Genomic DNA, 23,505 nt, shown 5'->3' with positions numbered 1-23,505 from the left:
GGGGAGAGCAGCGTGCAACAACAACTAACTGATATTCGCGAACGCATGATTGTTGCGCTCGACTTTTCCACACTGGATGAAGTCAAGAAGTGCATCGAGCCGCTACAGGGGCATATCCGTTATGTAAAAGTAGGGATGGAGCTCGCTTACGCAGAAGGGCCAGCGATCGTTTCCTTCTTGAAAGAAAAAGGACTCAACGTGTTCCTCGACTTGAAGGTTCATGATATTCCCAATACAGCAAAAGGCGCGATGAGAAGCCTAGCGCGACTGGGAGCAGACATGGTAAACGTTCATGCGGCAGGCGGCGTAGCTATGATGGCGGCAGCGAGAGAAGGCTTGGAGCAAGGGACAGCGGCAGGTGCTGCTCGTCCCCTCCTGATCGGTGTAACGATGCTGACATCCACTGGTTTGCAAACGATGAATCAAGAATTGGCAATACCAGGTGCGGTAGAAGATGTTGTCGTGCACTATGCACGGATGACCAAGCAAGCAGGTTTGGATGGAGTCGTTGCTTCTCCACTAGAAATACCGATGATCAAAAAAGCTGCCGGAGACGCCTTTGTAACCGTAACGCCAGGAATTCGCCCACTGGGAGCAGATCAAGGTGATCAGACGCGTATCACGACGCCAGAACAGGCATTCCGCTTGGGTAGCGATTACCTCGTGATCGGACGCGCCATTACGGGTGCAAAAGATCCAGTAGGGGTATGGCAAAGTATCGTCGCAGCAGTGGAAAAAGATCGTTCGTAAAGTAGCCAGCTGGAGGGAATAAGTGAAATGACGACAATGACAACCGCTAAACAAATTGCAGCGAATCTTCTCGAAATCGGGGCAGTTCATCTGCGTCCGGAGCAACCTTTTACATGGACGTCCGGGATTAAATCCCCGATCTACTGCGACAACCGGATCACGATGTCCTATCCGCATGTGCGTCGTGCCGTTGCGAAAGCATTTGCCGATCTGATCAAGGAGCAGTACCCAAATGCGCAAGTCGTTGCGGGAACAGCGACTGCTGGTATTCCACATGCTGCATGGGTTGCGGAGCTGCTTGACCTGCCTATGATCTACGTACGGGACAAGGCAAAAGGCCACGGTCGCCAAAACCAGATCGAGGGCGCATTGGCGGCTGGTCAAAAGGTCGTCGTGATTGAAGACCTGATTTCCACAGGAGGCAGCTCCTTGAAAGCAGCGCAAGCGGTACAGGCAGAGGGTGGAGAGGTACTGGGGGTCGTAGCCATTTTCAGCTATCAGTTCCCGGATGCCCAAGCCTTGTTTGAAGAAGCAGGCATTCCTTGCTCCACCATCTCGAATTACACAGCACTTTTGGAAGTAGCTTCAGAGCAAGGGGTTATTACTAGCGAACAGGAAAAAGTATTGGGCGAATGGCGGAAATCCCCGCGTACTTTTTTTGAATAAGGGAGACATGATGAAGAGTAGGGCGGCGGTCAAACCGTCCTACTCTTTTTTGTTTCGTCATGGATCGTAATCTGGACCCCTTCGGATCGATAGAACTGGAGGATATCCTCGGCAGACATTTCGAGATGCCTCAAATCCTCTGGAAAAAGAACACTGGGCGTAACCGTTTCGTTTTCGCTTTGCCGAAGGATTGGTTGTGCAAAAATGGCAGCTCCCAAAGCGGTCAGGTGAGTCTGCCCTTTCGGATCAGTGATCTCGACTTGGCGTTTCACGTTCATGCCATGCTCATTGCGCCCATTTATTTGGATGACAACATGGTGAGGTGACCCTGCACCCGGATTGTACAGTATTTTTTGACGTGTGCTTTTGCCAAGCATGTCCCATATCCGGCTTTTTACCAATAAAACGAGGGCAAAAGTAGACCGTTTATTGTCAAAGGCGATCCGAAAATCAGCGGCAGTTACGTTTGGGGCTTTCACGAGCGTCATGTGATCCGGTGTGTCAAGACGATAGCATTTCGTATGAAATCCATTCGGAAAGGTCACGGGTACCGGATCTGACATGGGTGTCACTTCTTTTACGCCAGTGGGGGTGGTGACAGTAAAAGGGATCGTCATACGATCCATATAGTCAGTGGAATCTGGACCTGCTTTGTCTTGAAGAGAATAAAGAGCGTGAAGATGAATCCAGACATCTTGCAGGGAAGAGGTATGTATGCTTGCAAGAAGGGCTACAGTTCCCCCCATCCATCCTGAGGCGAGTATAACTGGAGAGCCCATGTTCTCCTTCTTCAATCGGTCGATTGACCGTGTAAATCGCTCTGTCCAACGCGTGACGTCAATCAAAGGGATCTGTCGGCGAACCGCAGCAAGCAACAGTTTGTCATCTGGATCATTTACTGCACTGATAATCAAGGCCAAATCATCTGGAGCATGGGCGAGAGGATCAGATTTGGAGATGTCCAAGAGAAAATGCTTTAGCCTCGTGGACGCAAAAGGCAAAGGTTTTCCGGCAGACCTTCCTCCCAGCAATAATTCGAGAGTGGGGTGGCGATCGTGCAGGATCTTGGCAATTTGGCTCCCAACCGTTCCGTAGCCGCCGACAATTAAAACTTTGGTGGGATTCATGACGATTTCTCCTTTGATTAAATGTTTATTCGTTTAAGTTTATTAACGGATAGGTGTGAAAAACAGGGACACACTGTCCCTTCTCGTGACGTCCTATTCAGTTGCACTCTTCTTCGACGAAAGTCACCAATTGCTTAAAAAGACGGATCGCCTCTGTAATTTCAAGCCGATAAAACATCTCCGTTCCCTTCTTTTGAACGTTTACTAGGCCCGCTTGTTTTAATATTTTCAAGTGATGAGAAACCGTAGGTCTAGACATGGGAATATGTTCGGCAATTTGTGTTACGTTCATGCTTTCCTTGTCGATGAGAAGAGCTACGATTTGCTGCCGAATCGGATCACCCAAGCCTTGGAAGTATGGACTTAACTCCATAAATATTTGCGTCGCTTTTTCATTGCAGGTTGGATTCGTCATTGCACACTCCGTTAATAAACTTAATCATTTAAACCAAAGTATATGAGTTCTTCCTTATTTTTGCAAGCGATAAAAATGCTTCTTCTCTTTTTCGGGACGAAGCGTTTTTCATGTAAAAGAGCTAACTTTAGTTAGTGTTAGAAAGAATTTGGATAATGATATCATGATTGATGATTGTGATTTAATCAGGAAGGATTTCAGAAAAGTACAACGATTACTACAAGGAGGATTATGGTACATACCAGACCTTTTGAATATGAGCAAGACGAGTCATTTATTTGGGAATTGTACTGTTCTACGAGAACCGAAGAAATGGCACTTTGGGGTTGGAGTGAGTCGGACAAGCTTGCTTTTTTACAGTCGCAGTTTATCATGCAGCAGAAATCTTACCAAATGCAATTTCCCGCTCAAAATCATCAAATCATTCTGCGATCCGGGCAGCCTATCGGTCGTTTGATCACGGATACGAGTGGAGAAGCACTGCATCTTGTTGATATTTCTTTGCTGCTTGCTTATCGAGGACAGGGTGTTGGTTCTGCCATTATTGGCGATCTGCAAAAAGAGGCTGAAGCTATCCAATTACCGATCCGTTTACATGTTTTACAAGGGAATCCTGCCTTTCGATTATATGAACGACTTCATTTCATCGTGACCGACTCAACGGGGCTGTATATGCAAATGGAATGGCAACCACTTCTGCAAAAATGACCAGTTTGTTCGTTTGACAAGGGAAATAACCACTTTACATAAGGAGGAAGCAACATGGCAGAGCCATTTCTTGGAGAAATCAGGATGTTTGGGGGAGATTATGCACCACAAGGATGGGCATTATGCGAGGGACAGATTTTATCTATTTCGGAAAACGACACATTGTTTAGTTTGATTGGATTCACATATGGCGGGGATGGACAAACGACTTTTGCGTTGCCTGATTTACGAGGGCGTATCCCGCTCCATCAAGGGAAAAATCCGAGCACAGGAACTACCTTCGTGATAGGTGAAAAAAATGGTGTTGAATCCGTCACCTTAACCGTCCCACAATTGCCCGCGCATACGCATACGGTCCATGCATCATCGCAGCCGGGAACGCAGAACAGCCCCGCCAATGCTGTATGGGCAAAGAATACGCAGCTATATTCAACGAATGCACCTGATGGATCGATGAACGCGTCCAGCTTGAGTACTGTAGGTGGAAATCAACCACACAGTAACCTGATGCCGTTTACGGTTATTAATTTCATCATTGCCCTGTATGGGATCTATCCTCAACAAAATTAACATTCCAATCGAACAGGAGGATTTTACGTGGAACCATTTCTTGGAGAAATTCGCTTTTTCCCCTTTCCATTTGCGCCAAAGGGTTGGGCTTTGTGTAATGGTGCGTTGTTGCCTCTCAATGGAAACCAGGCACTGTTTTCCTTGTTAGGAGCTGTTTATGGAGGGGACGGGAAAAATAATTTTGCTTTACCAGATTTAAGAGGGCGTGTCCCCGTTCATAAAAACAATCAACAAGATCGTCCAATCGTACCGCTTGGTATGTCAGCCGGAGAAGAAACGCATGTATTAACAACAAACGAAATACCCGCTCATACCCATACCGCGACGGGTTCGAATACAGGTGCCAATGAAAAAACGAGCGTTGGGAACTACTGGGCACAAGCATCCACCACAACCTATGGGACAACCCTTGATACAACGATGAGTGAGAGTGCGTTGCAAACGGTAGGAAACAGTGCACCTCATACGAATATGCAGCCGTATTTGGTCGGGAATTTTTGCATCGCGATTCAAGGGATTTACCCGCCAAGAAACTAGAGGAGGCACTATCATATGGATCCGTATATTGGAGAAATTCGTATCTTCGCTGGCAACTTCCCGCCGAGGGACTGGGCTTTTTGTGATGGACAACTGCTTGCGATCCCTTCCAATCCTATTTTGTATTCGATATTGGGAACAAAGTATGGCGGCGATGGCAAGACCACATTTGCACTTCCCAATTTAAGAGGTACAGCCCCGATGAACCAGGGGGAAGGACCTGGATTGACACCGCGTACGGCAGGTCAGACAGATGGCGCAGCCAAGATAACACTGCTACAAAACGAAATTCCGGCGCATACGCATGTTCCCAATGCGTGCTCAACGCCTACAGGGGATACGCCAACAGGGGCGAAATGGTCATCCACTGGTGGCCGGGGAGGTATCATTCCTTACTCCAACACGAGTGATGGGACACAGCTTAGCCCGCAAGCAATTGGAACCACAGGCGGGACTCAGCCTCATAATAATATGCAACCTTATCTCGGACTCTCGTTCATCATTTGTGTGGAAGGCGGAGTTTATCCGGCGAAAGGATAGAGACTGAATTTTGGACGCCCAATGCTGTGCAGCAGGAGGCGTCTTTTTCGCGTGACGGTCACAGCCCTTCTTCCATCTTTTCCTACTTTTCGTATTCTTCTTGCGAGACGTATGCATTATAATGGATATGTCCGTGATACTAAACGATCGCTTGAAGCAGAACGATCGCAGAGGATGAAGCAGATGACGAAGATAGAAATACTGAAAAGCATGTTGACGAGCGATCAACGCAATGCACCAGTATGGCTGTTGTTAGGGTTAGAGCATGCTGAGCAGGGGGATCGTACGGAGGCTTTACAGGCGTTTACGCAGGCCCTTGCCTATGGTAATGAAGCGATGAAGGAAAAAATTGTGATCGAGCTCAACAAGCTACAAAAAGAATCCCCCTATTCGCGGACGTTAAAAGGGATCAATCAGAAGGATTCCTCTACATACACTACGTTGTTTTCACCTAAGATACGCGTCATTGAAGGGGGAAAAGGGAAGACCACTACGAAATCGGTTCAACTCGTTGAGAAAACGGCGGGCTTTGGAATGGTCGGCGGGCTTGGACGAGTAAAAGAGGTAATCTTTCAAAGACTCCTACAGCCTATTTCGCAACGGTTGCCTCAAAAGAAAAGTACCATCTTACTTTACGGCCCGTCGGGGTGTGGAAAATCTTTGCTGGCAAAAGCAACCGCAGAAGAATGCCAGGCTCAGTTTTTCTCCATGGCGAACACAGGCGGTCGAAGTATGTATACGCCATCGAACAGGCAGTTTGACATCCATGACTTACTGGCAACAGCCCCAGCCAATAAACCGTTTCTGTTTTTTTTAGATGAACTGGAGACTTCCAGCCATTACGAAGAGCATGCGAACTCCTATCCTAGACAGGGGCTCGATTCCAAATGGCTTCAGCAGATAGCGGAGGTAGGCGAGTACAACGAACGATTCGTCCTGATGGGTGCAACCAACGTCCCGTGGGAATTGGAGCCATCCATGCTCCGAGCGGTCGGCTTTGATCACTGGATTTTTGTCGGACCGCCAGATCGGCAAGCACGGGAGGATATTTTTCGCCTAAAACTGGAGGGCCGTCCCACTGAGATGCTAAATTATGAGCAGTTAGCAGGATGGACGGAGTTTTATTCGGGGGCAGACATCGAGTATGTAGTGGAGCTCGCGACGGAGCAGGTATGGCATGATGTCGTAACAAAAGGGGTCGACCGCCCCATTCAAATGAGCGATCTACGGGAGGCCATTGCAGCAACGTATCCAACGACCATTGAGTGGTTGAGGACTTTGAAAGAACATTTGAAACAAGTGGATGATAACGGAATTTATCATGAAGTGTGGGATTACCTGTCTCTTCACAGTAGAATCTGAAATCAACGAAAAGACTGTCGGCACGCTATCAAGCTGCAGTCTTTTTTTGGTACAAATGTTAGAATATTGACTCAATACAGTCTTTTTTGTACGCTGAGTATAGGCTTGAACAGTTGCTGGAAGGTGGAGGTTTACGCGATGAAAATAATAGATATATCCCGTCCGTTCATGGAAGGTATGCCGACCTGGCCGGGGGACACTCCCTTTCACTATGTCGTAAACTGGCCCAAAGCGGAGAGTGGCTCAGTCAATGTCGGCAAAGTAACCATGAGTATTCACACAGGTACTCATGTGGATGCTCCATTTCACTTCGATGATGATGGCCGCAAAATAGCTGAATTACCTCTAGACTTGTACATCGGAGACGCAAGAGTGGTAGAGCTTACTGGACACTCCAGCATTGGTCCAGAAGATTTTGCCCAGGTTGATCTGGAGGGGGTGGAACGCTTGCTGCTCAAAACTTTATCATGGAGCGATCCTAATCAATTTCCTTCAACCATTTGTCACCTGCGAGCGGACTTGCCAGCGTTCTTCGCTCAAAAAGGCATTCGGCTGATTGGAGTGGATGTCCCATCTGTCGATCCGTTGGACAGCAAGGAACTGGCTGCTCATCATGGGCTTCACCAGCATGATATTCATATTTTGGAGGGGCTTCTCCTCGATCATGTGGAACCGGGTGATTATGAATTGATCGCACTGCCGCTACCTTTAGTAGAAGCAGATGGAAGTCCGGTACGTGCAATCTTGCGCCGTTTGTAACGCTGCATATTGATAAAGCAGTGATTTTCTCGAATAATAACAGGGTAACCACAAAAACCATCATCACGGCGTACGTATGAAGGGAATGAAAAAGTAGATGGAAGCGATGACCTTTGTCCTTTTTGGTGCGACAGGAGATTTAGCCAAACGCAAAATTTTCCCTGCGCTTTTTACCTTATTTGTAGATCAAAAGTTGCCTGCTGCCTTTTCGATTATTGGTGTGGGGAGAAGGGCCTGGTCTGATGACGAATTTCAGGAATCTGTTCGCCAGTCTGTCCATGAATTTTCCCGTCGCGCCCAGATTGATTCCCGCGAGCTAGATGTTTTCTTGTCTGCTTGTCGCTATGCGGAAGTAGATGTCATGGAACCGCGTGCTTATGTAACGTTACATGATCTGGTCCTGCAAAGAGAGCAAGAGCTGCAGATTCCGCAAAACCGGATGTTTTACTTGTCAGTGGCCCCGCAATTTTTCGAGGGAATTGCAACCAATGTCAAAGACAGCGGACTGGGCTCAACGACAGGCTGGAAGCGTCTGATCATCGAAAAACCGTTTGGGCATGATTTGCAATCCGCGAAAGAATTGAATGAAAAGCTGGGAAAAGCATTTTCAGAAGAAGAAATATATCGCATTGATCATTACTTGGGGAAACCGATGGTGCAAAACCTCGAAGCTCTCGAATTCGCGAACCCGGTTTTCCAGGCTCTCTGGAACAATCAATACATCGCCAACGTACAAATTACGGCGAATGAAACCGTCGGCGTCGAGGACCGGGCTGGATATTACGAGCCAGCCGGAGCACTGCGGGACATGCTCCAAAATCATATGCTGCAAATGCTGATGATTATCGCCATGCAGCTTCCGAAGCGAATCACATCCGCCCATATCCGCGAAGAAAAACGCAAGGTGATGGCAGCCGTGCGCCCGATGAAGAAAGAAGAAGTCGGGAAACACGTGATTCGCGGTCAGTATAGCGCTGGACATATTCAAGGAACGTCTGTAGCTGGCTACAGGGACGAGCCTGGTGTCGATCCCGTTTCCATGACAGAAACGTATATTGCCACGCGTGTCTGGATTGATGACCCGTTTTGGGAAGGGGTACCTTTTTATATTCGCACGGGAAAAAGACTGCAAGAGAAATCAACCAGGATCGTCATTGAGTTCAAAAATCCGCACGAAAAGCTATATCAGGAGCAAAATGAAACGCCATCGCCAAATTTATTGATCATCAGTGTGAATCCGAACGAAGGTATTGCTTTGCAGGTAAATAGTAAGAATCCGACAAATAGCGGTAAGATTGAGCCGGTGACGGTAGATTTCAGTTCAGGGACAAAAGACGTGCCAGAAGCGTACGAGCTGCTCTTGTTCGATGCACTCCGAGGGGATTCCACTTACTTTGCGCATTGGGATGAGGTTCGGCTGTCGTGGGATTGGGTGACACCGATTTTGGAAGCCTTCGCTGAAAATTTGGTGCCGCTCTTTACGTACGAAGCAGGCTCATTCGGACCAAAGGCTGCAGAGCAATTGCTTGCAGCAGACGGATTCGTGTGGTGGCTGGATAAGGTCGAAGAACGACTGCCAGTCACTGCAACGAGATAGAAAAAGAAAAGGGAGCGGATGAGATGCGATTTGGCGTAATCGGAACGAACTGGATCACCGAGGAATTTATCCAGGCTGGTCAAGAAGTAGAAGGATTTTCTCTTCAGGCTGTTTATTCACGTACGATCGAACGCGCCAAGGAAATCGCGGACAAGTACCATGCTCCATTCGCCTATAGCAGCCTAGCAGAAATGGCTGCAAGCAAAAATATTGACGCAGTCTATATTGCAAGCCCCAACTCCTACCACGCGGAACAAGCGATCCAGTGCATGGACGCGGGGCTGCACGTATTGTGTGAAAAACCACTGGCTTCTAATGCGAGTGAGGTAGAAGAAATGATCCAGGCAGCGAAAAGAAATGACGTGCTGCTCATGGAAGCTGTCAAATCTACACTGTTGCCGAATTTTTTTGCGATACAAGACAACCTGCACAAGCTGGGAAAAGTACGACGTTTTATTGCTAGCAATTGCCAATATTCTTCGCGCTATGACGCCTACCGCGAAGGGAAGGTTTTACGTGCTTTTGATCCTGCTTTTTCAAACGGAGCCTTGATGGACATCGGTATTTATTGTCTTTATCCTTTACTCATCCTTTTTGGCAAACCAGACGTGATCAAAGCAGACGGAATCGTGCTTGATTCTGGAGTGGACGGAGAAGGCAGTATGTTGTTGAAGTATCGAGAGATGGATGCCATCATTAGCTTCTCGAAAATTACGACCTCCTATCAGCCAGCAGAAATTCAAGGGGAGGACGCTACGATGGTGATCGATCGAATCAACCATCTCAAAGAAGTGGACATTCGCTACAGGGACGGACGAACCGAGCAAGTAGCAAGGCCGCAGACCCCGAAGACCATGCATTATGAAATAAGAGAATTCCTACACTTGGCGAAGATCGGGGCCAGACAATCTGCAACGAATTCGCATGAAGTTTCCAAAATGGCCATGCAGGTCATGGATGAAGCGAGAAGGCAGATGGGGATTGTTTTTCCAGCGGATCGAAAAAAACAGTAGGCAAAAGGGAGGGCGTTTGGGATGAAAATGTATGATGTAACCGCCACCGTGTACGAAGGAATGACGGTGTATAAAAACAAGCCGGAAAAACAGCCGAAAATATGTACCGCTACCAACGGTTATGTAACAGAATCGAGAATCGACATGGACCTCCACTCGGGTACCCATGTGGATGCTCCCCTGCACATGGTGAATGCTGGTGATACATTTGAGAGTATTTCCTTGGAGAAGCTAGTGGGCCCTTGCAAGGTTCTCGATCTCACAGCGGTCGAGGACAGAATCACTCGCGCTGACTTGGAGAGCTTCGATCTTGCGCGAGGAGATTTTGTCCTATTTAAAACGAAAAACTCTTTTGAAGAGGCGTTCTCCTTTGAATTTATCTTTCTGTCTGAAGAAGGTGCGGAATATGTAAGTGAGCTAGGGGTGCGTGGCATTGGTACCGATGCACTTGGAATCGAACGCAGCCAGGAAGGTCACCCCACACATAAAAAATTGTTTGCAGCGGGAGTCATTGTCGTGGAAGGCTTACGGCTAGCAGAGGTCCCGCCAGGCGAGTATTTTCTGGTAGCTGCACCACTCAAGCTGGTCGGCACGGATGCAGCCCCGGCAAGGGTCCTATTGTTTGAAGGTTTACATAGTAATTTGTCTATTGAAACTGAATGACGAGGAGTGGGAAACAGATGCTCAGACGACCAGAGCGCGATGAATACGCTGCTTATTTTGACTATTACATTGGTCTTGTACCGGAGGGGGAGCTCCAAACGATCCTCACGCAGCAAGGAGAGAGGCAAGTCGCGTTCTTTTCGTCCCTTGCGCCCGAGCAAATTGATTATCGGTATGCGCCAGGCAAATGGACGGTTAAAGAGGTGTTGGGTCATCTCTTCGATACTGAACGCATCATGAGCTATCGCTTGCTGAGAATCGCGAGAGGAGATCGGACACCCCTCGTCGGTTTTGATGAGAATGCATTTGTCGAACACGGGTGTTTTCAGCTAAGAGATCTGTCTGATTTATTGGAAGAGTATAAGGCTGTCCGTGCTTCCACCATCGCGCAGGTGCGAGGAATCTCGCCAGAAGCGTGGTTGCGTACAGGAATTGCCAACGGAAACAAGCTATCTGCAAGGACATTGGCCTACGTGATTGCTGGACATGAAGCTCACCACACTAGCATTTTGAAAGAACGGTACTTCGGGTAAGGTAAAATCTGAGGGTAGTAGTGAGAATAGACAATTTCATAGGTGGAAACAGGTTCCTTAGGGCGTAACCAACTCGCCACAAGGATAATAGGGAAGCTCGGTGCAAATCCGACACGGTCCCGCCACTGTAAGAGGGGAGTCAGCGTCCAAAAAGCCACTGGTCTATCAAAATAGACGGGGAAGGCGACGCTAGGCGATGAACCCATAGTCAGGAGACCTGCCTGTTTCGACAACACTGATAGACCTACGGGAGATAGGGAGGTGTTAGAGATGGCTTGCGAAAAACAGCGAGTGGACAAGTATGCCCCTCCTTTTCTGGCATTTTCTAACGATCGTCACGGTCGTGCGGAAAATGCTCTTTTTATTTTGGGCAGAATAATAGAAGAGGAGGGCGAGCAATGATACAACTTTTTATTTGCCAATGGTGCGGATATGTTGAGGAAAAAGAGCAGCCTGAGGAGTGCCAGGAGGGCGTGTTTCATTGTGCTTGCTGCAGTATGGAAGAGGTAGAAAGCCTGTTCACCCACAACTGAAATCCTTGCCAAATCAGCTTGCAATCAGAAAAGAAAGAATTTTGTTGACGCTTGCCTTGGAATTTCTTAGAATAAAGCTCAACAGCATAAATAGTTCTTATCCAGAGAGGTGGAGGGTCTGGCCCGATGAAGCCCGGCAACCGTTGCATATTGCAACAAGGTGCCAATTCCTGCGAGACGTTTCGTCTCGAAAGATAAGAAGCGGGTTACTCCATTTGTAGATGAACCTTCTTCTTAGCGAAGAAGGTTTTTTTAATTTCATATTTTCTTTATCCAGAGAGGTGGAGGGACTGGCCCGATGAAGCCCGGCAACCGTCACGTATATTTTGTGACAAGGTGCCAATTCCTGCAGGACATATACGTCCTGGGAGATAAGGAGGGGGAGCATTAGCTGCTATCAAGCCTTCTTCTTATCGAAGATGGCTTTTCTTTTTATCTAAAATTTGGGGTATGGGGTGGTCAGGATGAGTGCAGAAGTAGTACGCGTGGGATTATTGGGATTGGGGACAGTGGGTGGGGGCGTAATCAAAACGATCCGTTCACAACAGGAGAAGCTGGCTTCTCGTCTGGGAAAACGAATTGAGATCGTCAAGGCATTGGTGCGTGACTCGGAAAAAGAGCGGGCGGTTCATGTCGACCCATCTTTACTAACGACAGATTTTGAGGATGTATTGAGAAGCGATGTGGATATCGTGGTGGAGGTCATGGGCGGTGTAGAACCTACCTATGGCTACGTACGTGCTTTGATCGAAAAGGGCTGCCATGTGGTAACCGCCAACAAAGAGCTCCTGGCGAAAAAAGGAACAGAGCTAGTCGATTTGGCAAATCAGTATCAAGTGCATCTTGCCTATGAAGCGAGTGTGGCTGGGGGTATCCCGATCTTGAGTGTGCTCCGGCAGTTCCTACGTACGAACGATATCCAAGGTGTTCGCGGTATTCTCAACGGAACAACGAACTTCATTTTGACGAAAATGGAAGCAGAGCAGCTCTCCTACCAGGAGGTGCTCAAGCAAGCACAGGAGCTGGGCTATGCGGAAGCAGACCCTCGTTCGGATGTAGAAGGCTTTGATGCTATGTACAAATTGTATATCCTGGCACAGCTTGTTTATGGAGAATCGCTGCCTTTAGCGGATGTTGTTCGCAAAGGAATTGCAGATTTGTCAGCAGGTCACATTCGGATTGCAAGCGACTTAGGGTACCGGATCAAGCTGATCGCGCAGGCTTATCAAGACGAAAAAGGCATTCGACTATCTGTTGAACCAACCATGCTTCCGCTGAGCCATCCGTTGGCGCAAATCCACGATGCGTTTAATGCTGTCCAGCTATCCGGCAACATCGTTGGAGACCTGTTGTTTACAGGAAGAGGGGCAGGAGAGCTCCCTACAGCAAGTGCAGTCGTGGAGGATTTGGCCTATTTATTGACACAGCCATTCACGCCGCATCCTACCTGGAAAGAAAAAACGGCTGACAAAGCTGGAGGCACGGTGGACTCGGCAGAACCCGTCCTATGTTATCTGGAGGGCTCATGTCATACTGCGACGCCAGATCGGGTCTTGCATTTCCTTCAGCAGGCCGGGGTGAACGTGCATAAACTAAAAGTCCAATTCGATTTGGGAGGCGTCTTGCGCGCAGGGTTGATCGTGACGGGAATCAGTGAACAGCATGAGTCCTTATTGAAAAATGATTTTGGCTTAGAAGTGCGCTGCTTCCCTATTCTTGAATCTGCGTAAGGAAGAGGAACCATAAGAAGAAAAGCCGTATTTCCAGGAATCTGGAAACACGGCTTCTTTTATCAGGGGGCAGTCTCCACCGCCTTTGCACGTGGCTGCACACGCCCGTCACTTTGTATGTCGACTTGCTCAGAAATGGATTTAATGCGTTTTAACAGGGTAGCGCCGTTGCTTTCATTCATGGGTACAGCTTGTCCCAATTCTGCATGAAATGGAAACATCGTTAGCTCACAATCACCACTTTTGGAGCAGTTTGCTTGCAGGACCATCGTTTCCCAAGTCTTGGGTTCGTTTGAACGTGTGAAAATGAAATTGCCAAGACTGTACGCAATCCATTTGTCGTTGTATCTTTCAAAGCCTTGCAGTACGTGGGGATGACCGCCGACAATCAAATCTGCACCAGCATCGATGTAGGCACGAGACAGCTCCTTTTGATGATCGACAGGATAATCGGAGCGTTCTTTGCCCCAGTGTGCAATCACCACCACGAGATCCGCTTGGCTGTTCGCATCCTGGATCGCTTTCACTGCCAGTGTAGGATCATAGGAAGCGGCCATACCTGGTTGGGAATTCCCTGCAAACCAGCTCGTTTCGGGAATGACCCTGCTGAAGCCGAGAATCGCGATCTTGATGCCGTTCTTTTCTAGGAAAACAGGTGAATAGGCGCGGCTTGCATCCTTACCGGCACCGACGTATTCTATACGGTTTTCGTCCAAAGCGTCAAAGGTATCCAGCAATCCCGGAACGCCTTGGTCCATGGAGTGGTTATTGGCCAGATTCACCACATCAATCCCAGCGTTTTTCATGGCAGGAACAGCAAGTGGCGATGACTTGTAAACATACTCCTTGTTTTGAGCAGCAACACCTGTGTCGGTGATCGGGGTCTCCAAATTGGCAATGGTGATATCATCTTGCAAAAAGAGCGAGCTTACATGTTTGTATGGGTAGTCATAGCTATTTGCAAGTAAGGTTTTCTCAACGTTTCCTGACATCATGATGTCACCGACAAAGGTGAGCTGCACAGAAGACTTTTGGTTCGCTGTATTATCAGGAGCAGGCTGGGTGTTCGGGTTGGCATGTTCTCCATCCATGGCAGTTTGGAATAAGTAGTAGGTTCCGACTACGAAGATGGCCAACACGCTAAAGAGGAGCGTGCTCTTTCCCACACGTGCCCATTTTCTGCGTGAGCGTTTGCGCCGAGCATGTATCCGGCTTGATCTGTTCTCGTTCATTTTTCCCCCTTGTCTTTCTATCCTTACATAAATGAATTTTGATATCCTATAAGTAATACGAAAAAGGGGAGAAAAAAGGTGCGATTAACTTTTGATCATTTGGTTCATTTTGTACATCGGACTCCTCAGGAAGCAGCGGAGCAATTTTGCCAAGCGGGTTTTCATACGGTAGCTGGAGGGCGTCATGCGTCTTGGGGGACATGGAATAGCCTTAGTTATTTCGGGCTTTCTTATGTTGAGTTTTTGGCGGTTGAACACCAGGAGCTTGCTCAACAATCAGAGAATCCGCTCATACGTCAATGCATCGAGGATAAGGCAAAGGGAGAAGGATTCGGCCAGATTGCCCTACGGACCAACGAGATGGATGCGTGGGCAGAGCGCTTGCGAAGCCAAGGCTTGCAGGTTACTGGGCCTGTTGCGGGAAGTCGTACGCGTGATGATGGCACGACGCTTCGATGGCGGATGTTGTTCCTCGAAGATGCAGATAGTACTCTTCTCCCGCCCTTTCTCATTGAATGGTCGCAAACGGATGCAGAGAGAAGAGAAGATTTGACTAATCGCGGCATCATTGGCGCACATCCGAACGGTGCTGCCGATCTCAAGTCTGTAGGGTATGCCGTGACGGATCTGGAAGAAGCAACAGCACGTTGGCAAAGCTGGTTTCGGTGGGAGAAGAGCGAAGTATTCCACGATAAAGAATTGGGGGCCATCTGCCAAGCATTTGAACTTCCGGGTGGAAATGTAGTACTTTGCCAACCGACTGAGGAGGGAATGGCGCAGACTGCATGGAAAAAACGCGGGCAAAGACCGTTTTTTGCGAGGTTGGCAGCAGGAGGGACGAATAGTGAGTATAAGATTGGTGGAGGATCTTACTTTCTAGCAGAGCTGGAATAGTTATGTAGAACCAGGGGTGGTACCAATGAAGTTGACGCCACCCCTGGTAGATCGTTTAATCAGCATTTCCCTTCGTCCCTCGTAAAAGTACATGTGGAACAAGACGAATATATAATAGTTCCCCAATCAGCTCTACAATAGTTTGCGTTACGATGACAGCAGACACTACCCCGTTTAGAGGTTCAGGTAGCGCCAGTGCAAAAGGAAGAACGACAAGAGAGTTTCGGGTTCCTGCACTAAAGATAAGAGCCCGCCCTGCTCCAGTATCTAAACGGAATATACGAGAAACGATGCGTGCAATAATCGGTGCTATGGCCATATAGGCTACATAAACGGGAATCACGTGGCTAATAAAAGGAAAAGAGGTATATAGTTTAGAGATTTGAGATGCAACAACAATAAAAAGGGTTAGTGCCATAAAAGGCACAGGAAGCCATGCTGTAGCATCAAGAAAACGTTCTCCGTATGGTTGGCGTCTTGACCACCATTGAGTAAGGAGAGCAAGTACCAGTGGAGCGACAATAAGACCAAAAAATGCTTCGAAAAACGGTCCGACACTCACAATTTCTGCCGATGTCTTGCCCATAAAAAGCCCTAAATAAATCGGTAATAAAAGCATTTGGGTGACAAAGAGTATAGGGGTTGAAACCAAAACAAGCTTTTCGTTCCCTCTCCCAAGTTGTGTAAAGACAATAACATAGTCAATGCAGGGAGTAAGCAAAACAAGAAGTACACCTAATCGTATTGCTGGATCGCTTGGAAGAAAATGGGTCAATCCCCAAACAAGGATAGGTATAGCTATGTAATTCGTAACAAGCAGTGCATAAATGAACTTTCGATTCGATAATGCCTCTTTTAAACGAAAAAACGGTATTTGGGCAAACATCCCATACAGTAAGATGGCAAGTATCAATGAAATCATGCTATCTAAGCTCTCACTGGATTCTGGCCATAACAAGCCTATTCCAGCAGCGATAAGGAGTACGAAAGCATAAAGCCACACTTGATTCTTTTCCAATTCTTCTCTTGAAATCACCTCTTGTACTTCCCCTTCCTAACAGTCCTCTGTCTAATATCTGTATCATCGAGTGAAGCTGTTTTTTCTTCTCCTCAAGTTGGATGCGTTTAAGTAGTCGTTCGTCATAGCGACGTTGTCCCGTTTTTACGCTCCGGGGCAGGGAGCAAACCAAAAACCACCTCGAAATGGAGGTGGTCTTTTTACTAGGTGCCAAACGTCTTTTTGGTTAAATTCCGGTACATCACCAGCATCGCGATACGCCAAGGCACGAGCATACCAAATGCGAGCAAGAAGAACAGTCCACCTGTTTGAATCGGTGTAAAGCTATCATTGATCAACAGTTTAATAATCAGCCGGATGACCAACAGACCGGACAAAATGAAGAAAAACGCACGGGACCGTTTCAAATACACATCTTGCCCAATGATTTCGAAGCGTGACGTCATAATCAACGGAATCGAAAAGATTACCCCAACCACAAAGGCTACAATATCAAACTTGGGCGGTAATTGCGCCTCCGGGAACAAGAACATCGCAAACCCTGTCGCCATAAAGAATGGTGGCAAAATAATGCTTTTTGCAGAAGCCGGCTTTTTTTGCCGACGCATTCTCAAAAAGATCACTGCAATAGCCATCACGAGAGGCAGCAGGATTCCCAAAACGGGAGAGGAAAGGATCTGCATGGAAAAACGCCTCCATTAGTGTTCAACCTACATTCACTAGTGTACACCAAAGCATGGTCGATAGGAAAGCGGTTGTCATGGTACGTTCCATTCCGATACTAGGCAGCGGCTTCATCATGAGAGCGAACATCCAGCTTATGCTTTTTACTGTAAATAAAAGTTAACAAGCCAAAGAGCAGTGTTAGAGAGCCGATGAAGAGGAGGTAGCCGCTAATGCCGAGAAGGTCCAGCCCAACTCCTGTAATCGCAAGAGCCAACAAGAAAAATCCACGATCTAGCATGCTTTTGAAAGAAAAGAATCGCCCTTGCTGGTGTGGTGGCAGGCGCTTCTGGAAAATCGTTGCGGTGACCGGGAAGAAGAAAGCAACGACAAAGCCGAACACGGAGAAGGAAGCAAGGACCATGAATTTGTTATCGGCAAATGACATGCCAAACTGGGACAGCGCGAAGAAAAAGAGCATGATGGTGGAAGCTGCCACGAGATTTCTGTGACCTATCCAACGTTTTGCCAAGAGCCCCCCAATCAAAATGCTGATTCCTTCTGCCGCATAGATCCATCCCATGAGCTGAGGTTCCTGTTGCAGCTCACTAAAGTTCAAGATCATCAGGTTCACACCGCCAAGGAACAAGGTGATCAACCCATTATTAATCAATCCGACAAACAAAGCCGGGTCTTGTCGCGAGATCGTCAGTACTTCGCGAAACTCCACCTTTTCCTGAATCTTCCGAGAAGTGACTGGAGGAATGCGGAGAAAGAGCGTGACCACAGCGAGTACTGCATACGCGATGATAGAGAATACATACAGCATGGACAGGTCCATGGACGCAACGAGTATACCGCCGATTGCTGTTCCGCCAATGCGCGAGAGCGTAGAGATATTCAAATATGCGCTGTTCGCCTTGAGTAACTCGTCCTGAGAAAGGATGGCTGGCAAGGAAGCCTGCACGGTCGGAAAATAAAAAGCAGCAGAGCATTGCATCACGATCAAAGATACGATCATCCACAGAAGAGAATCATTTGCAAGAGCTGGGAACATGAAGACTGGGCTAAGTGTCCGGATCAGGCTGGCAAACAGCATGATCTTGCCTTTGTCGTACATGTCAATCACCACACCCGCTTTTGGGGCGAGGAGAATGCTGACCACCAATCCACACATCAGAATCAAGCCCTTCACCGTATCAGAAGGAACAAGTTTCTGCATGAACGAAAGATTGGCAATAATCGAAATCCACATGCCCGCTCCGGCGACGATCTCTCCACTCATTAAAAGCAGAAAGGTACGATTACGCCATAACATGAGAGCCACTCCAAACATTCGTTAGTTAGGTAAAAAAATGAACCGATCCAATCATTTGAGAAAAAGCGATTTCTCTAGTATAGCATTCATGCAAACGCTTGTATATTTATTGTCTTTGTGGGTATTCTTCGTATTCATAACGGACAAACTAACGCAATGCTGCGGCCATTACGCCCAAAAGGAGATATTCGTAAATGGCGCGAAAACGAACGTTGCTACTGTTGATCGTATATGGGTTTGCTGCGACACTCACGATCTTTTACGGACTGGTGGAAAAGCATAGTGTCATTATCACGTTTTTTTCTTTTCATGTGCTCGTATGCATCTGTATTCCCGTCATTCACGGATGGTGGGAAGGAGATTTGCGCAAGCAATGGCATTCCGCGTGGGGAAGTTTTGAATGGCAGGGTACTTTATACGGACTGGCACTTGGCGTTCTGATGTTGACAGGAGTGCTGGCTGGACTTTGGTTGCTCTTGCAGGAACCGGGAAGACCTGAAGTCGTTCGAGCAGGCATGGAAGCATGGGGGATTAAGCGCCGCTGGATTTGGGTTTTTTCCGTCTATCTTATTTTCATTAACTCGCTGCTGGAAGAATTGTTCTGGCGAGGCTTCGTATTGCAGCGGTTTCGTGCGTCCTTATCCCGCTTCCTATCCATTTTTCTTTCTGGCTTTTTTTATTCCTTGTATCACCTGATTATCTCTACGCTCCTGTTTGGTTTGCGAAACGGCTTGTTCATTACATCGTTGGTTTTTGGTGTAGGGCTGATATGGGGATGGCTGAAAGAAATGTTTCCTTCGATTTATCCAAACTGGATTAGTCATTTACTCGCGGATTTGGGTCTCGCACTAGCTGTGGTTCTCTGGATTTATTAACCGGATAGGAGGGAGAAAATGATGCTGGCGATTCATGAAGAAACGAGACTTCGCAAGCGATTGCTTAGTATACTTCGGCAAAACAGTGAAGCATTTCAACTCTACTATGACACGTATGGGTATACCCCGGTTGAGCCGTTACTGGAATATCTTCATACGCTGAAAGGGTGCGCATACACAACCAGGCAAGATCTTCATCAAGTCGTGGAATTCGATCCGGAGCGGAGTATCGAATGGGACGGAGGATCACTCATTCGAGTTACCTACGGCTTTTTACCCTCGATTGCAAAAAGCAGGCTCATGGAGATCGTGCCACCTGATGTTCTCTATTACGGGACACATCGAAAGTTATTGAAACAAGTACTCACTGGCGGCCTGTTACCGATCGCCAGTGAGTATGTGCAGCTTGCGGATAGAACGGAGCATATAGGAGAGCAGACAGACACATTGCGCCTCGTTACTGTGAATGCAAAGGAAGCCCATGAAGCCGGCATTTGTTTTTACCGAGTGGGTGAGCACTATTGCTTGAGCGATGCTCTTCCATCCAGTTATTTACAGCTGTACGCAGATTAGTTTGACTCGTTGTTCCGACGTGCTTCGCGCTTTTGTAGCTGGTGCTGGCGTTCTGCCATAACTTCACTGCGATCCCTCAAGGTATGCTTATTCAGCAAGTAGGCGTCTTGCATATCGCTATCCCGATGCTCAGGGTGATTTTGCATCGTACAAGCCTCTTGATACGCCTGTTTCAAAGCATCGGACATGGGCAGAGACATGCTTCGATAGGGCTGACCATTTTGCATTTCTGTCAGACGCTCTTCAAGCAGGCTCGCCAGACTTTCACTATCCAACCCAAGCTTTTGAATGTCTAGCTGATGCTTTTTGACAAGGGAAATGGCGCCCGTGAGCATCTTAATTGCACCTGCCTGATTCCCGCGTCTCTGATGATAAAGAGCGACGGAGATTTGAATCAACCCCACCCATACAGGCTGTCGCTCATGGGGAGGAGCGCTTTTCCAATACTCCTCGAGAATCTCATGACACTCAAAATAATCGCGTTCTACATGGAACTGGATCAAATAATCCAGATACGGTTGCGGATACATGGTGATCTTCACCTCACTGCTTGGTTTTCAATGGATCATTTATGTACTATTATAAAGCATAGAGAGTAGAAAATGAGGTGTAAAACGATTTATGACAAGAGATGAACTCGTAGCCGTATTGGAAAAAAAGCGAATGACCGAAATTATAGAACTGATCGAGGATGCTGAACAAGGCGAGCTGGAAGAGCTCGAGCTTGTTGAAAGCCTAGGATTGCTCATGGATCAGGAGTTGAACAAAGAAGTCCTTTCGTTATTGGAGAGCTTGGGTGTCACCATTATTTACGTAAGCGGCGATGAAGAAGACGAAGAGGAAGAAAACGACGACGAAGACGACGACAATTCGTAAAAAAGAGAACCAACCTTGTGCATGGTGCCAGGTTGGTTTTTTGCATTCCTTACTTTTGCGTCCATACGCGATTTTTATTTCGTGTAGCGGGGAACTTTTCCCCTCTGGAAAGCTCGATGATCATCGGGTCCTGCACGCTTGCACCGGACTCACCAATCTCCATGTATACGGCATTTTTCGGAGACTTTTCTCCTTCACGAAAACGGCTGTGTTCTCCCACGAAGGCACCTTCTTCCTAACGATTTGTCATCTGCATTAGTATGACCCGGTATACAGGCTTAATGCCCTCCCTTTTATTGACGATAAGTTTTGAATTCTCGCTTCGTCTGGTCCTCTGTCTTGCTCGGAAAAACATCGATTCCATCAGCGTTTTGACCACTCCTACTGCAAAATAGCCTACGAGACATCCGCTGATTTTGACTAGAATCTAGACTTCTGTCCATGCCGATATGTCATCACCTACATACCTTGTAGATGTAACGAAAAGGAAGGAGTGAGGTTAATGAGTTGCGGATGCAGAAGATCTCGTCGCAGATGCTTTAAATGCTGCGAAAAGAAAGTGTACAAAAAGCATTGCTTCTACAAGCCACACTACAGAACCCATTGTAAGCCATACGGTCGTAGTTGCGGACACGGTCACGGTCACTTTGGTGGTTTTGAACACTTTGGCGGCGGTTACGGCGGTCACGGCGGTTACGATGGCTTCGATGGTTACGGCTCCTCTTATGGTGGCGGATACGGCGGCGGTTACGGTGGAAGTCACGGCGGAAGTAACGAGAGCAAGTATTAATAGAGAAAGGCGCCGGGGTGGCGCTTTTTTCGTTTTTTCGCAAGTTTCGTGCAATTTGTCGTACAATAGTGGAAAAGGGTTAAGGGAGGTATGGATATGCAATTCCTGAATGGGAAAGAGGAACGAATGTGGGCGATGATCGTACATCTATCTGCCTTCCTTGGTTTTGTCGTTCCGTTCGGCAATGTATTAGGACCTTTAATCGTATGGTTGATCAAGCGTGAAGAGGGAGCCTTTTTTTATCAGCATGGAAAAGAGGCCCTGAATTTTAGCATCTCGGTAATGATTTATGCCGCCATTTCAAGTTTATTGATTATCATTTTTATCGGCGCACTATTATTGGGAGCCCTTTTTATTTTTTGGGCGATCTTCGTTATCATCGCTGCGGTGAAAGCAAATGAGGGAAAAGAATTCCGTTACCCGCTCACTCTCCGGTTTATCAAATAACCGTTCTTGGGAAAGTCGTTCCTTGTGGGACGGCTTTTTGTATTTGTTTGAATTTTCCATTAAAAAAGAGGGTGAACAGTCGTTCATCTCGAATTACAAGTGAGTGTAGTCGGTGAAGGGGGAGTCAAATCATGTTGACGGGAGTGACAATAGTTGATTTTTCTCGCCATCTTCCAGGTCCGCTTTGTACGATGCGCCTGGCTGATTTGGGGGCAGAGGTCATTGAGGTGGAACCGTTTCACGACAAAGCTCACTCACCGTTAACCAGACCTTCTCATTCGGAAGCTAGAGAGACGGGAGCGTTTTACCTACGTTCACATCGCAATCATAAAAGTATTTCCTTGAATTTGCGGACGAATGAGGGAAAAGCGCTCGCGTTTGCTCTGGCCAGACAGGCTGATGTTGTGGTGGAAAGCTATCGACCAGGTGTGATGCGACATTTGGGACTGGATTACGATCACCTGTGGGAGATGCACCCTGCGGTCATTTATTGTTCTGTGACGGGCTATGGCCAAAGCGGCGAGCTATACCAAATAGGGGGGCATGACTTGAATGTCCAGGCAGTAAGTGGATTTCTCTCACTGGTTCGCGATCTGGAAGGCAAGCCTGTCGTTGCAGATATTCCGCTTTCTGATTACGCACTCGGGCTGTATGCCAGTGAACAAATATGTGCGGCGCTTGTGCAACGTACGCGGACAGGCCGGGGAGCTTATTTGGATGTTTCATCGGCTGACTTGTTTAGCTCTTGGACAGGGCTGCACGCACTGTTAATGTCATACAGCTCCTCCATTGGACGGGAGACCGGGAGAGGGAGTTTGCTGGCGTATCAGGTCTATGAGACAGCAGACGGTCAGTATGTCGCACTTGCTGCGTTGGAAGAGAAGTTCTGGCTCAATTTTTGCCGCGCGGTAGGAAGAGCAGACTGGGAGCTATGTCACCGGGCTAGCGTTGCTCTGCATCCAGAGATGTTTGACGATATGAAAGCACTGTTTCTGTCCAGAACCCAAGCCGAGTGGAGTGAGCTGGGGAGTGAGGTGGATTGCTGTCTGACCGCCGTTGAAGATTGGGAAAACTGGGCAGACAATTCGTACGTTGCGAACAGGGAGATAGCGTATACGCTTCCTTATTTGGAAAAGAAGTCGCCCAATCAAGAGCGGAGTTTCGCGCATCGCAATAGGGCGGAGAGGTTGTCACCCCCATGGCACACCGATTACACGCACGAGCTGCTCAAACGCAAGCTGAACCTCACAGGAGAGGATTTGAGTCGGCTGCAAAGGCAGGGGGTTATTCCTGCCGCTTCTTCATAGGAAAGGGTG

Annotated in this window: 30 protein-coding genes and 3 riboswitches; of the genes, 22 read left to right on the top strand and 8 right to left on the bottom strand. The window is 47.7% G+C overall.

The annotated features are described in order from the left end of the window. Positions 1 to 12 precede the first annotated feature (12 nt). Both pyrF and pyrE read left to right on the top strand, forming a co-directional pair. A complete protein-coding gene (gene pyrF / locus ODZ53_RS02120) occupies positions 13 to 750 on the top strand; it encodes an orotidine-5'-phosphate decarboxylase (RefSeq protein ID WP_372675752.1) in 738 nt (245 codons plus the stop codon). A gap of 27 nt (positions 751 to 777) precedes the next feature. Then, entirely contained in the window at positions 778 to 1,416 is a 639-nt protein-coding gene (gene pyrE, locus ODZ53_RS02115) for an orotate phosphoribosyltransferase (RefSeq protein ID WP_372675751.1), read from the top strand. A gap of 29 nt (positions 1,417 to 1,445) precedes the next feature. Here pyrE and ODZ53_RS02110 read toward each other — a convergent pair whose 3' ends face one another. Beyond that, a complete protein-coding gene (locus ODZ53_RS02110) occupies positions 1,446 to 2,543 on the bottom strand; it encodes a saccharopine dehydrogenase family protein (RefSeq protein ID WP_372675750.1) in 1,098 nt (365 codons plus the stop codon). Positions 2,544 to 2,640: 97 nt separating this feature from the next. After that, positions 2,641 to 2,958 (bottom strand): ArsR/SmtB family transcription factor, encoded by a 318-nt coding sequence (locus ODZ53_RS02105; protein WP_064200587.1) that lies wholly within the window; start codon positions 2,956 to 2,958, stop codon positions 2,641 to 2,643. A gap of 231 nt (positions 2,959 to 3,189) precedes the next feature. Here ODZ53_RS02105 and ODZ53_RS02100 point away from each other — a divergent pair, with 231 nt between their 5' ends. From ODZ53_RS02100 to ODZ53_RS02040, 13 genes are all read left to right on the top strand, one after another. After that, positions 3,190 to 3,666, top strand: a complete 477-nt coding sequence (locus tag ODZ53_RS02100; RefSeq protein ID WP_372675749.1) for a GNAT family N-acetyltransferase — start codon at positions 3,190 to 3,192, stop codon at positions 3,664 to 3,666. A 54-nt stretch (positions 3,667 to 3,720) separates the two neighbouring features. Next, on the top strand, positions 3,721 to 4,236 hold the full coding sequence (locus tag ODZ53_RS02095; RefSeq protein ID WP_372675748.1) for a phage tail protein: 516 nt from the start codon (positions 3,721 to 3,723) through the stop codon (positions 4,234 to 4,236). 27 nt (positions 4,237 to 4,263) lie between these two features. Further along, a complete protein-coding gene (locus ODZ53_RS02090) occupies positions 4,264 to 4,773 on the top strand; it encodes a phage tail protein (RefSeq protein ID WP_372675747.1) in 510 nt (169 codons plus the stop codon). Positions 4,774 to 4,788: 15 nt separating this feature from the next. Beyond that, positions 4,789 to 5,313 (top strand): phage tail protein, encoded by a 525-nt coding sequence (locus ODZ53_RS02085; protein ID WP_142496500.1) that lies wholly within the window; start codon positions 4,789 to 4,791, stop codon positions 5,311 to 5,313. Positions 5,314 to 5,496: 183 nt separating this feature from the next. Then, positions 5,497 to 6,675 (top strand): ATP-binding protein, encoded by a 1,179-nt coding sequence (locus tag ODZ53_RS02080; RefSeq protein WP_372675746.1) that lies wholly within the window; start codon positions 5,497 to 5,499, stop codon positions 6,673 to 6,675. A 138-nt stretch (positions 6,676 to 6,813) separates the two neighbouring features. Continuing rightward, the gene (gene kynB, locus ODZ53_RS02075) at positions 6,814 to 7,434 is read left to right on the top strand and encodes an arylformamidase (protein ID WP_372675745.1); all 621 of its coding nucleotides are present in this window, start codon (positions 6,814 to 6,816) and stop codon (positions 7,432 to 7,434) included. A 97-nt stretch (positions 7,435 to 7,531) separates the two neighbouring features. Continuing rightward, positions 7,532 to 9,031: a glucose-6-phosphate dehydrogenase gene (gene zwf / locus ODZ53_RS02070; RefSeq protein WP_372675744.1), complete on the top strand. Its 1,500-nt coding sequence runs from the start codon at positions 7,532 to 7,534 to the stop codon at positions 9,029 to 9,031. A gap of 23 nt (positions 9,032 to 9,054) precedes the next feature. Continuing rightward, positions 9,055 to 10,044, top strand: a complete 990-nt coding sequence (locus tag ODZ53_RS02065; RefSeq protein WP_372675743.1) for a Gfo/Idh/MocA family protein — start codon at positions 9,055 to 9,057, stop codon at positions 10,042 to 10,044. A 21-nt stretch (positions 10,045 to 10,065) separates the two neighbouring features. Beyond that, on the top strand, positions 10,066 to 10,707 hold the full coding sequence (locus tag ODZ53_RS02060) for a cyclase family protein (protein ID WP_372675742.1): 642 nt from the start codon (positions 10,066 to 10,068) through the stop codon (positions 10,705 to 10,707). Positions 10,708 to 10,724: 17 nt separating this feature from the next. Continuing rightward, complete coding sequence (locus tag ODZ53_RS02055; RefSeq protein ID WP_372675741.1) at positions 10,725 to 11,240, top strand: DinB family protein; 516 nt, start codon at positions 10,725 to 10,727, stop codon at positions 11,238 to 11,240. A 33-nt stretch (positions 11,241 to 11,273) separates the two neighbouring features. Further along, positions 11,274 to 11,479: riboswitch (cobalamin riboswitch) on the top strand. Positions 11,480 to 11,510: 31 nt separating this feature from the next. After that, complete coding sequence (locus tag ODZ53_RS02050; RefSeq protein ID WP_256436198.1) at positions 11,511 to 11,642, top strand: hypothetical protein; 132 nt, start codon at positions 11,511 to 11,513, stop codon at positions 11,640 to 11,642. Further along, a complete protein-coding gene (locus ODZ53_RS02045) occupies positions 11,639 to 11,773 on the top strand; it encodes a hypothetical protein (RefSeq protein ID WP_256436197.1) in 135 nt (44 codons plus the stop codon). Before ODZ53_RS02050 ends, ODZ53_RS02045 begins: the two co-directional genes overlap by 4 nt. A gap of 94 nt (positions 11,774 to 11,867) precedes the next feature. Continuing rightward, a riboswitch (SAM riboswitch) is annotated at positions 11,868 to 11,974 on the top strand. A gap of 65 nt (positions 11,975 to 12,039) precedes the next feature. Next, positions 12,040 to 12,151, top strand: a riboswitch (SAM riboswitch). Between the two features lie 86 nt (positions 12,152 to 12,237). Beyond that, complete coding sequence (locus tag ODZ53_RS02040) at positions 12,238 to 13,503, top strand: homoserine dehydrogenase (protein ID WP_372675740.1); 1,266 nt, start codon at positions 12,238 to 12,240, stop codon at positions 13,501 to 13,503. A gap of 62 nt (positions 13,504 to 13,565) precedes the next feature. On the opposite strand, the gene ODZ53_RS02035 is transcribed toward ODZ53_RS02040, so the two are convergent. Continuing rightward, the gene (locus ODZ53_RS02035; protein ID WP_372675739.1) at positions 13,566 to 14,735 is read right to left on the bottom strand and encodes a CapA family protein; all 1,170 of its coding nucleotides are present in this window, start codon (positions 14,733 to 14,735) and stop codon (positions 13,566 to 13,568) included. A 78-nt stretch (positions 14,736 to 14,813) separates the two neighbouring features. Between ODZ53_RS02035 and ODZ53_RS02030 the strand changes: the two genes are divergently transcribed. After that, entirely contained in the window at positions 14,814 to 15,629 is an 816-nt protein-coding gene (locus tag ODZ53_RS02030; protein ID WP_372675738.1) for a VOC family protein, read from the top strand. Positions 15,630 to 15,684: 55 nt separating this feature from the next. Here the strand turns inward: ODZ53_RS02030 and ODZ53_RS02025 are convergent, their stop codons facing one another. The 3 genes from ODZ53_RS02025 to ODZ53_RS02015 all read right to left on the bottom strand — a co-directional run bounded on the left by ODZ53_RS02025 (position 15,685) and on the right by ODZ53_RS02015 (position 18,628). Next, a complete protein-coding gene (locus ODZ53_RS02025; RefSeq protein ID WP_372675737.1) occupies positions 15,685 to 16,665 on the bottom strand; it encodes an arsenic resistance protein in 981 nt (326 codons plus the stop codon). A 185-nt stretch (positions 16,666 to 16,850) separates the two neighbouring features. After that, positions 16,851 to 17,330, bottom strand: a complete 480-nt coding sequence (locus ODZ53_RS02020) for a CcdC family protein (protein WP_372675736.1) — start codon at positions 17,328 to 17,330, stop codon at positions 16,851 to 16,853. Between the two features lie 98 nt (positions 17,331 to 17,428). After that, positions 17,429 to 18,628, bottom strand: coding sequence for an MFS transporter (locus ODZ53_RS02015; protein ID WP_015892011.1), 1,200 nt, complete (start codon positions 18,626 to 18,628; stop codon positions 17,429 to 17,431). Positions 18,629 to 18,822: 194 nt separating this feature from the next. On the opposite strand from ODZ53_RS02015, the gene ODZ53_RS02010 reads away from it, so the two are divergent. Together ODZ53_RS02010 and ODZ53_RS02005 are read left to right on the top strand one after the other, a co-directional pair. Next, positions 18,823 to 19,503 carry a CPBP family intramembrane glutamic endopeptidase gene (locus tag ODZ53_RS02010; RefSeq protein WP_372675735.1) on the top strand — a complete coding sequence of 227 codons (681 nt, stop codon included), beginning with the start codon at positions 18,823 to 18,825 and terminating at the stop codon, positions 19,501 to 19,503. Positions 19,504 to 19,521: 18 nt separating this feature from the next. Next, positions 19,522 to 20,076 (top strand): RNA 2'-phosphotransferase, encoded by a 555-nt coding sequence (locus ODZ53_RS02005; protein WP_372675734.1) that lies wholly within the window; start codon positions 19,522 to 19,524, stop codon positions 20,074 to 20,076. Here ODZ53_RS02005 and ODZ53_RS02000 read toward each other — a convergent pair. Beyond that, positions 20,073 to 20,606 (bottom strand): DUF309 domain-containing protein, encoded by a 534-nt coding sequence (locus ODZ53_RS02000; protein WP_372675733.1) that lies wholly within the window; start codon positions 20,604 to 20,606, stop codon positions 20,073 to 20,075. The two genes, ODZ53_RS02005 and ODZ53_RS02000, sit on opposite strands and share 4 nt — an antisense overlap. 91 nt (positions 20,607 to 20,697) lie before the next feature. Here ODZ53_RS02000 and ODZ53_RS01995 point away from each other — a divergent pair, with 91 nt between their 5' ends. Continuing rightward, the gene (locus ODZ53_RS01995) at positions 20,698 to 20,952 is read left to right on the top strand and encodes a hypothetical protein (protein ID WP_199929916.1); all 255 of its coding nucleotides are present in this window, start codon (positions 20,698 to 20,700) and stop codon (positions 20,950 to 20,952) included. Between the two features lie 49 nt (positions 20,953 to 21,001). On the opposite strand, the gene ODZ53_RS01990 is transcribed toward ODZ53_RS01995, so the two are convergent. Then, entirely contained in the window at positions 21,002 to 21,172 is a 171-nt protein-coding gene (locus ODZ53_RS01990; RefSeq protein WP_007728413.1) for a YjzC family protein, read from the bottom strand. 282 nt (positions 21,173 to 21,454) lie between these two features. On the opposite strand from ODZ53_RS01990, the gene ODZ53_RS01985 reads away from it, so the two are divergent. The 3 genes from ODZ53_RS01985 (at position 21,455) to ODZ53_RS01975 (ending at position 23,496) form a co-directional block, all read left to right on the top strand. Continuing rightward, entirely contained in the window at positions 21,455 to 21,742 is a 288-nt protein-coding gene (locus tag ODZ53_RS01985; protein WP_372675732.1) for a hypothetical protein, read from the top strand. Positions 21,743 to 21,838: 96 nt separating this feature from the next. Continuing rightward, a complete protein-coding gene (locus ODZ53_RS01980; protein WP_015892006.1) occupies positions 21,839 to 22,189 on the top strand; it encodes a DUF4870 domain-containing protein in 351 nt (116 codons plus the stop codon). A gap of 131 nt (positions 22,190 to 22,320) precedes the next feature. Next, entirely contained in the window at positions 22,321 to 23,496 is a 1,176-nt protein-coding gene (locus ODZ53_RS01975) for a CaiB/BaiF CoA transferase family protein (RefSeq protein WP_372675731.1), read from the top strand. The last annotated feature ends 9 nt before the right edge of the window (positions 23,497 to 23,505 follow it).

It is taken from the genome of Brevibacillus sp. BD137 (genome assembly GCF_041644655.1).
GTDB lineage: Bacteria > Bacillota > Bacilli > Brevibacillales > Brevibacillaceae > Brevibacillus > Brevibacillus brevis_D.
This window is presented reverse-complemented; position numbering and strand designations above follow the sequence as displayed.

What these genes read in the sequence shown, in the direction of transcription:
- pyrE (WP_372675751.1), top strand. Translation starts at nt 778, where the DNA reads ATGACGACAATGACAACCGCTAAACAAATTGCAGCGAATCTTCTCGAA.
- ODZ53_RS02105 (WP_064200587.1), bottom strand. Translation starts at nt 2,958, where the DNA reads ATGACGAATCCAACCTGCAATGAAAAAGCGACGCAAATATTTATGGAG.
- zwf (WP_372675744.1), top strand. Translation starts at nt 7,532, where the DNA reads ATGGAAGCGATGACCTTTGTCCTTTTTGGTGCGACAGGAGATTTAGCC.
- ODZ53_RS02035 (WP_372675739.1), bottom strand. Translation starts at nt 14,735, where the DNA reads ATGAACGAGAACAGATCAAGCCGGATACATGCTCGGCGCAAACGCTCA.
- ODZ53_RS02000 (WP_372675733.1), bottom strand. Translation starts at nt 20,606, where the DNA reads ATGTATCCGCAACCGTATCTGGATTATTTGATCCAGTTCCATGTAGAA.
- ODZ53_RS02065 (WP_372675743.1), top strand. Translation starts at nt 9,055, where the DNA reads ATGCGATTTGGCGTAATCGGAACGAACTGGATCACCGAGGAATTTATC.
- ODZ53_RS02045 (WP_256436197.1), top strand. Translation starts at nt 11,639, where the DNA reads ATGATACAACTTTTTATTTGCCAATGGTGCGGATATGTTGAGGAAAAA.
- ODZ53_RS01975 (WP_372675731.1), top strand. Translation starts at nt 22,321, where the DNA reads ATGTTGACGGGAGTGACAATAGTTGATTTTTCTCGCCATCTTCCAGGT.
- ODZ53_RS02010 (WP_372675735.1), top strand. Translation starts at nt 18,823, where the DNA reads ATGGCGCGAAAACGAACGTTGCTACTGTTGATCGTATATGGGTTTGCT.
- ODZ53_RS02055 (WP_372675741.1), top strand. Translation starts at nt 10,725, where the DNA reads ATGCTCAGACGACCAGAGCGCGATGAATACGCTGCTTATTTTGACTAT.
- ODZ53_RS02050 (WP_256436198.1), top strand. Translation starts at nt 11,511, where the DNA reads ATGGCTTGCGAAAAACAGCGAGTGGACAAGTATGCCCCTCCTTTTCTG.
- ODZ53_RS02085 (WP_142496500.1), top strand. Translation starts at nt 4,789, where the DNA reads ATGGATCCGTATATTGGAGAAATTCGTATCTTCGCTGGCAACTTCCCG.
- ODZ53_RS02100 (WP_372675749.1), top strand. Translation starts at nt 3,190, where the DNA reads ATGGTACATACCAGACCTTTTGAATATGAGCAAGACGAGTCATTTATT.
- ODZ53_RS01985 (WP_372675732.1), top strand. Translation starts at nt 21,455, where the DNA reads ATGAGTTGCGGATGCAGAAGATCTCGTCGCAGATGCTTTAAATGCTGC.
- ODZ53_RS02080 (WP_372675746.1), top strand. Translation starts at nt 5,497, where the DNA reads ATGACGAAGATAGAAATACTGAAAAGCATGTTGACGAGCGATCAACGC.
- ODZ53_RS02015 (WP_015892011.1), bottom strand. Translation starts at nt 18,628, where the DNA reads ATGTTATGGCGTAATCGTACCTTTCTGCTTTTAATGAGTGGAGAGATC.
- kynB (WP_372675745.1), top strand. Translation starts at nt 6,814, where the DNA reads ATGAAAATAATAGATATATCCCGTCCGTTCATGGAAGGTATGCCGACC.
- ODZ53_RS02060 (WP_372675742.1), top strand. Translation starts at nt 10,066, where the DNA reads ATGAAAATGTATGATGTAACCGCCACCGTGTACGAAGGAATGACGGTG.
- ODZ53_RS02040 (WP_372675740.1), top strand. Translation starts at nt 12,238, where the DNA reads ATGAGTGCAGAAGTAGTACGCGTGGGATTATTGGGATTGGGGACAGTG.
- ODZ53_RS02005 (WP_372675734.1), top strand. Translation starts at nt 19,522, where the DNA reads ATGATGCTGGCGATTCATGAAGAAACGAGACTTCGCAAGCGATTGCTT.
- ODZ53_RS01980 (WP_015892006.1), top strand. Translation starts at nt 21,839, where the DNA reads ATGCAATTCCTGAATGGGAAAGAGGAACGAATGTGGGCGATGATCGTA.
- ODZ53_RS01995 (WP_199929916.1), top strand. Translation starts at nt 20,698, where the DNA reads ATGACAAGAGATGAACTCGTAGCCGTATTGGAAAAAAAGCGAATGACC.
- ODZ53_RS02095 (WP_372675748.1), top strand. Translation starts at nt 3,721, where the DNA reads ATGGCAGAGCCATTTCTTGGAGAAATCAGGATGTTTGGGGGAGATTAT.
- ODZ53_RS02110 (WP_372675750.1), bottom strand. Translation starts at nt 2,543, where the DNA reads ATGAATCCCACCAAAGTTTTAATTGTCGGCGGCTACGGAACGGTTGGG.
- ODZ53_RS02020 (WP_372675736.1), bottom strand. Translation starts at nt 17,330, where the DNA reads ATGCAGATCCTTTCCTCTCCCGTTTTGGGAATCCTGCTGCCTCTCGTG.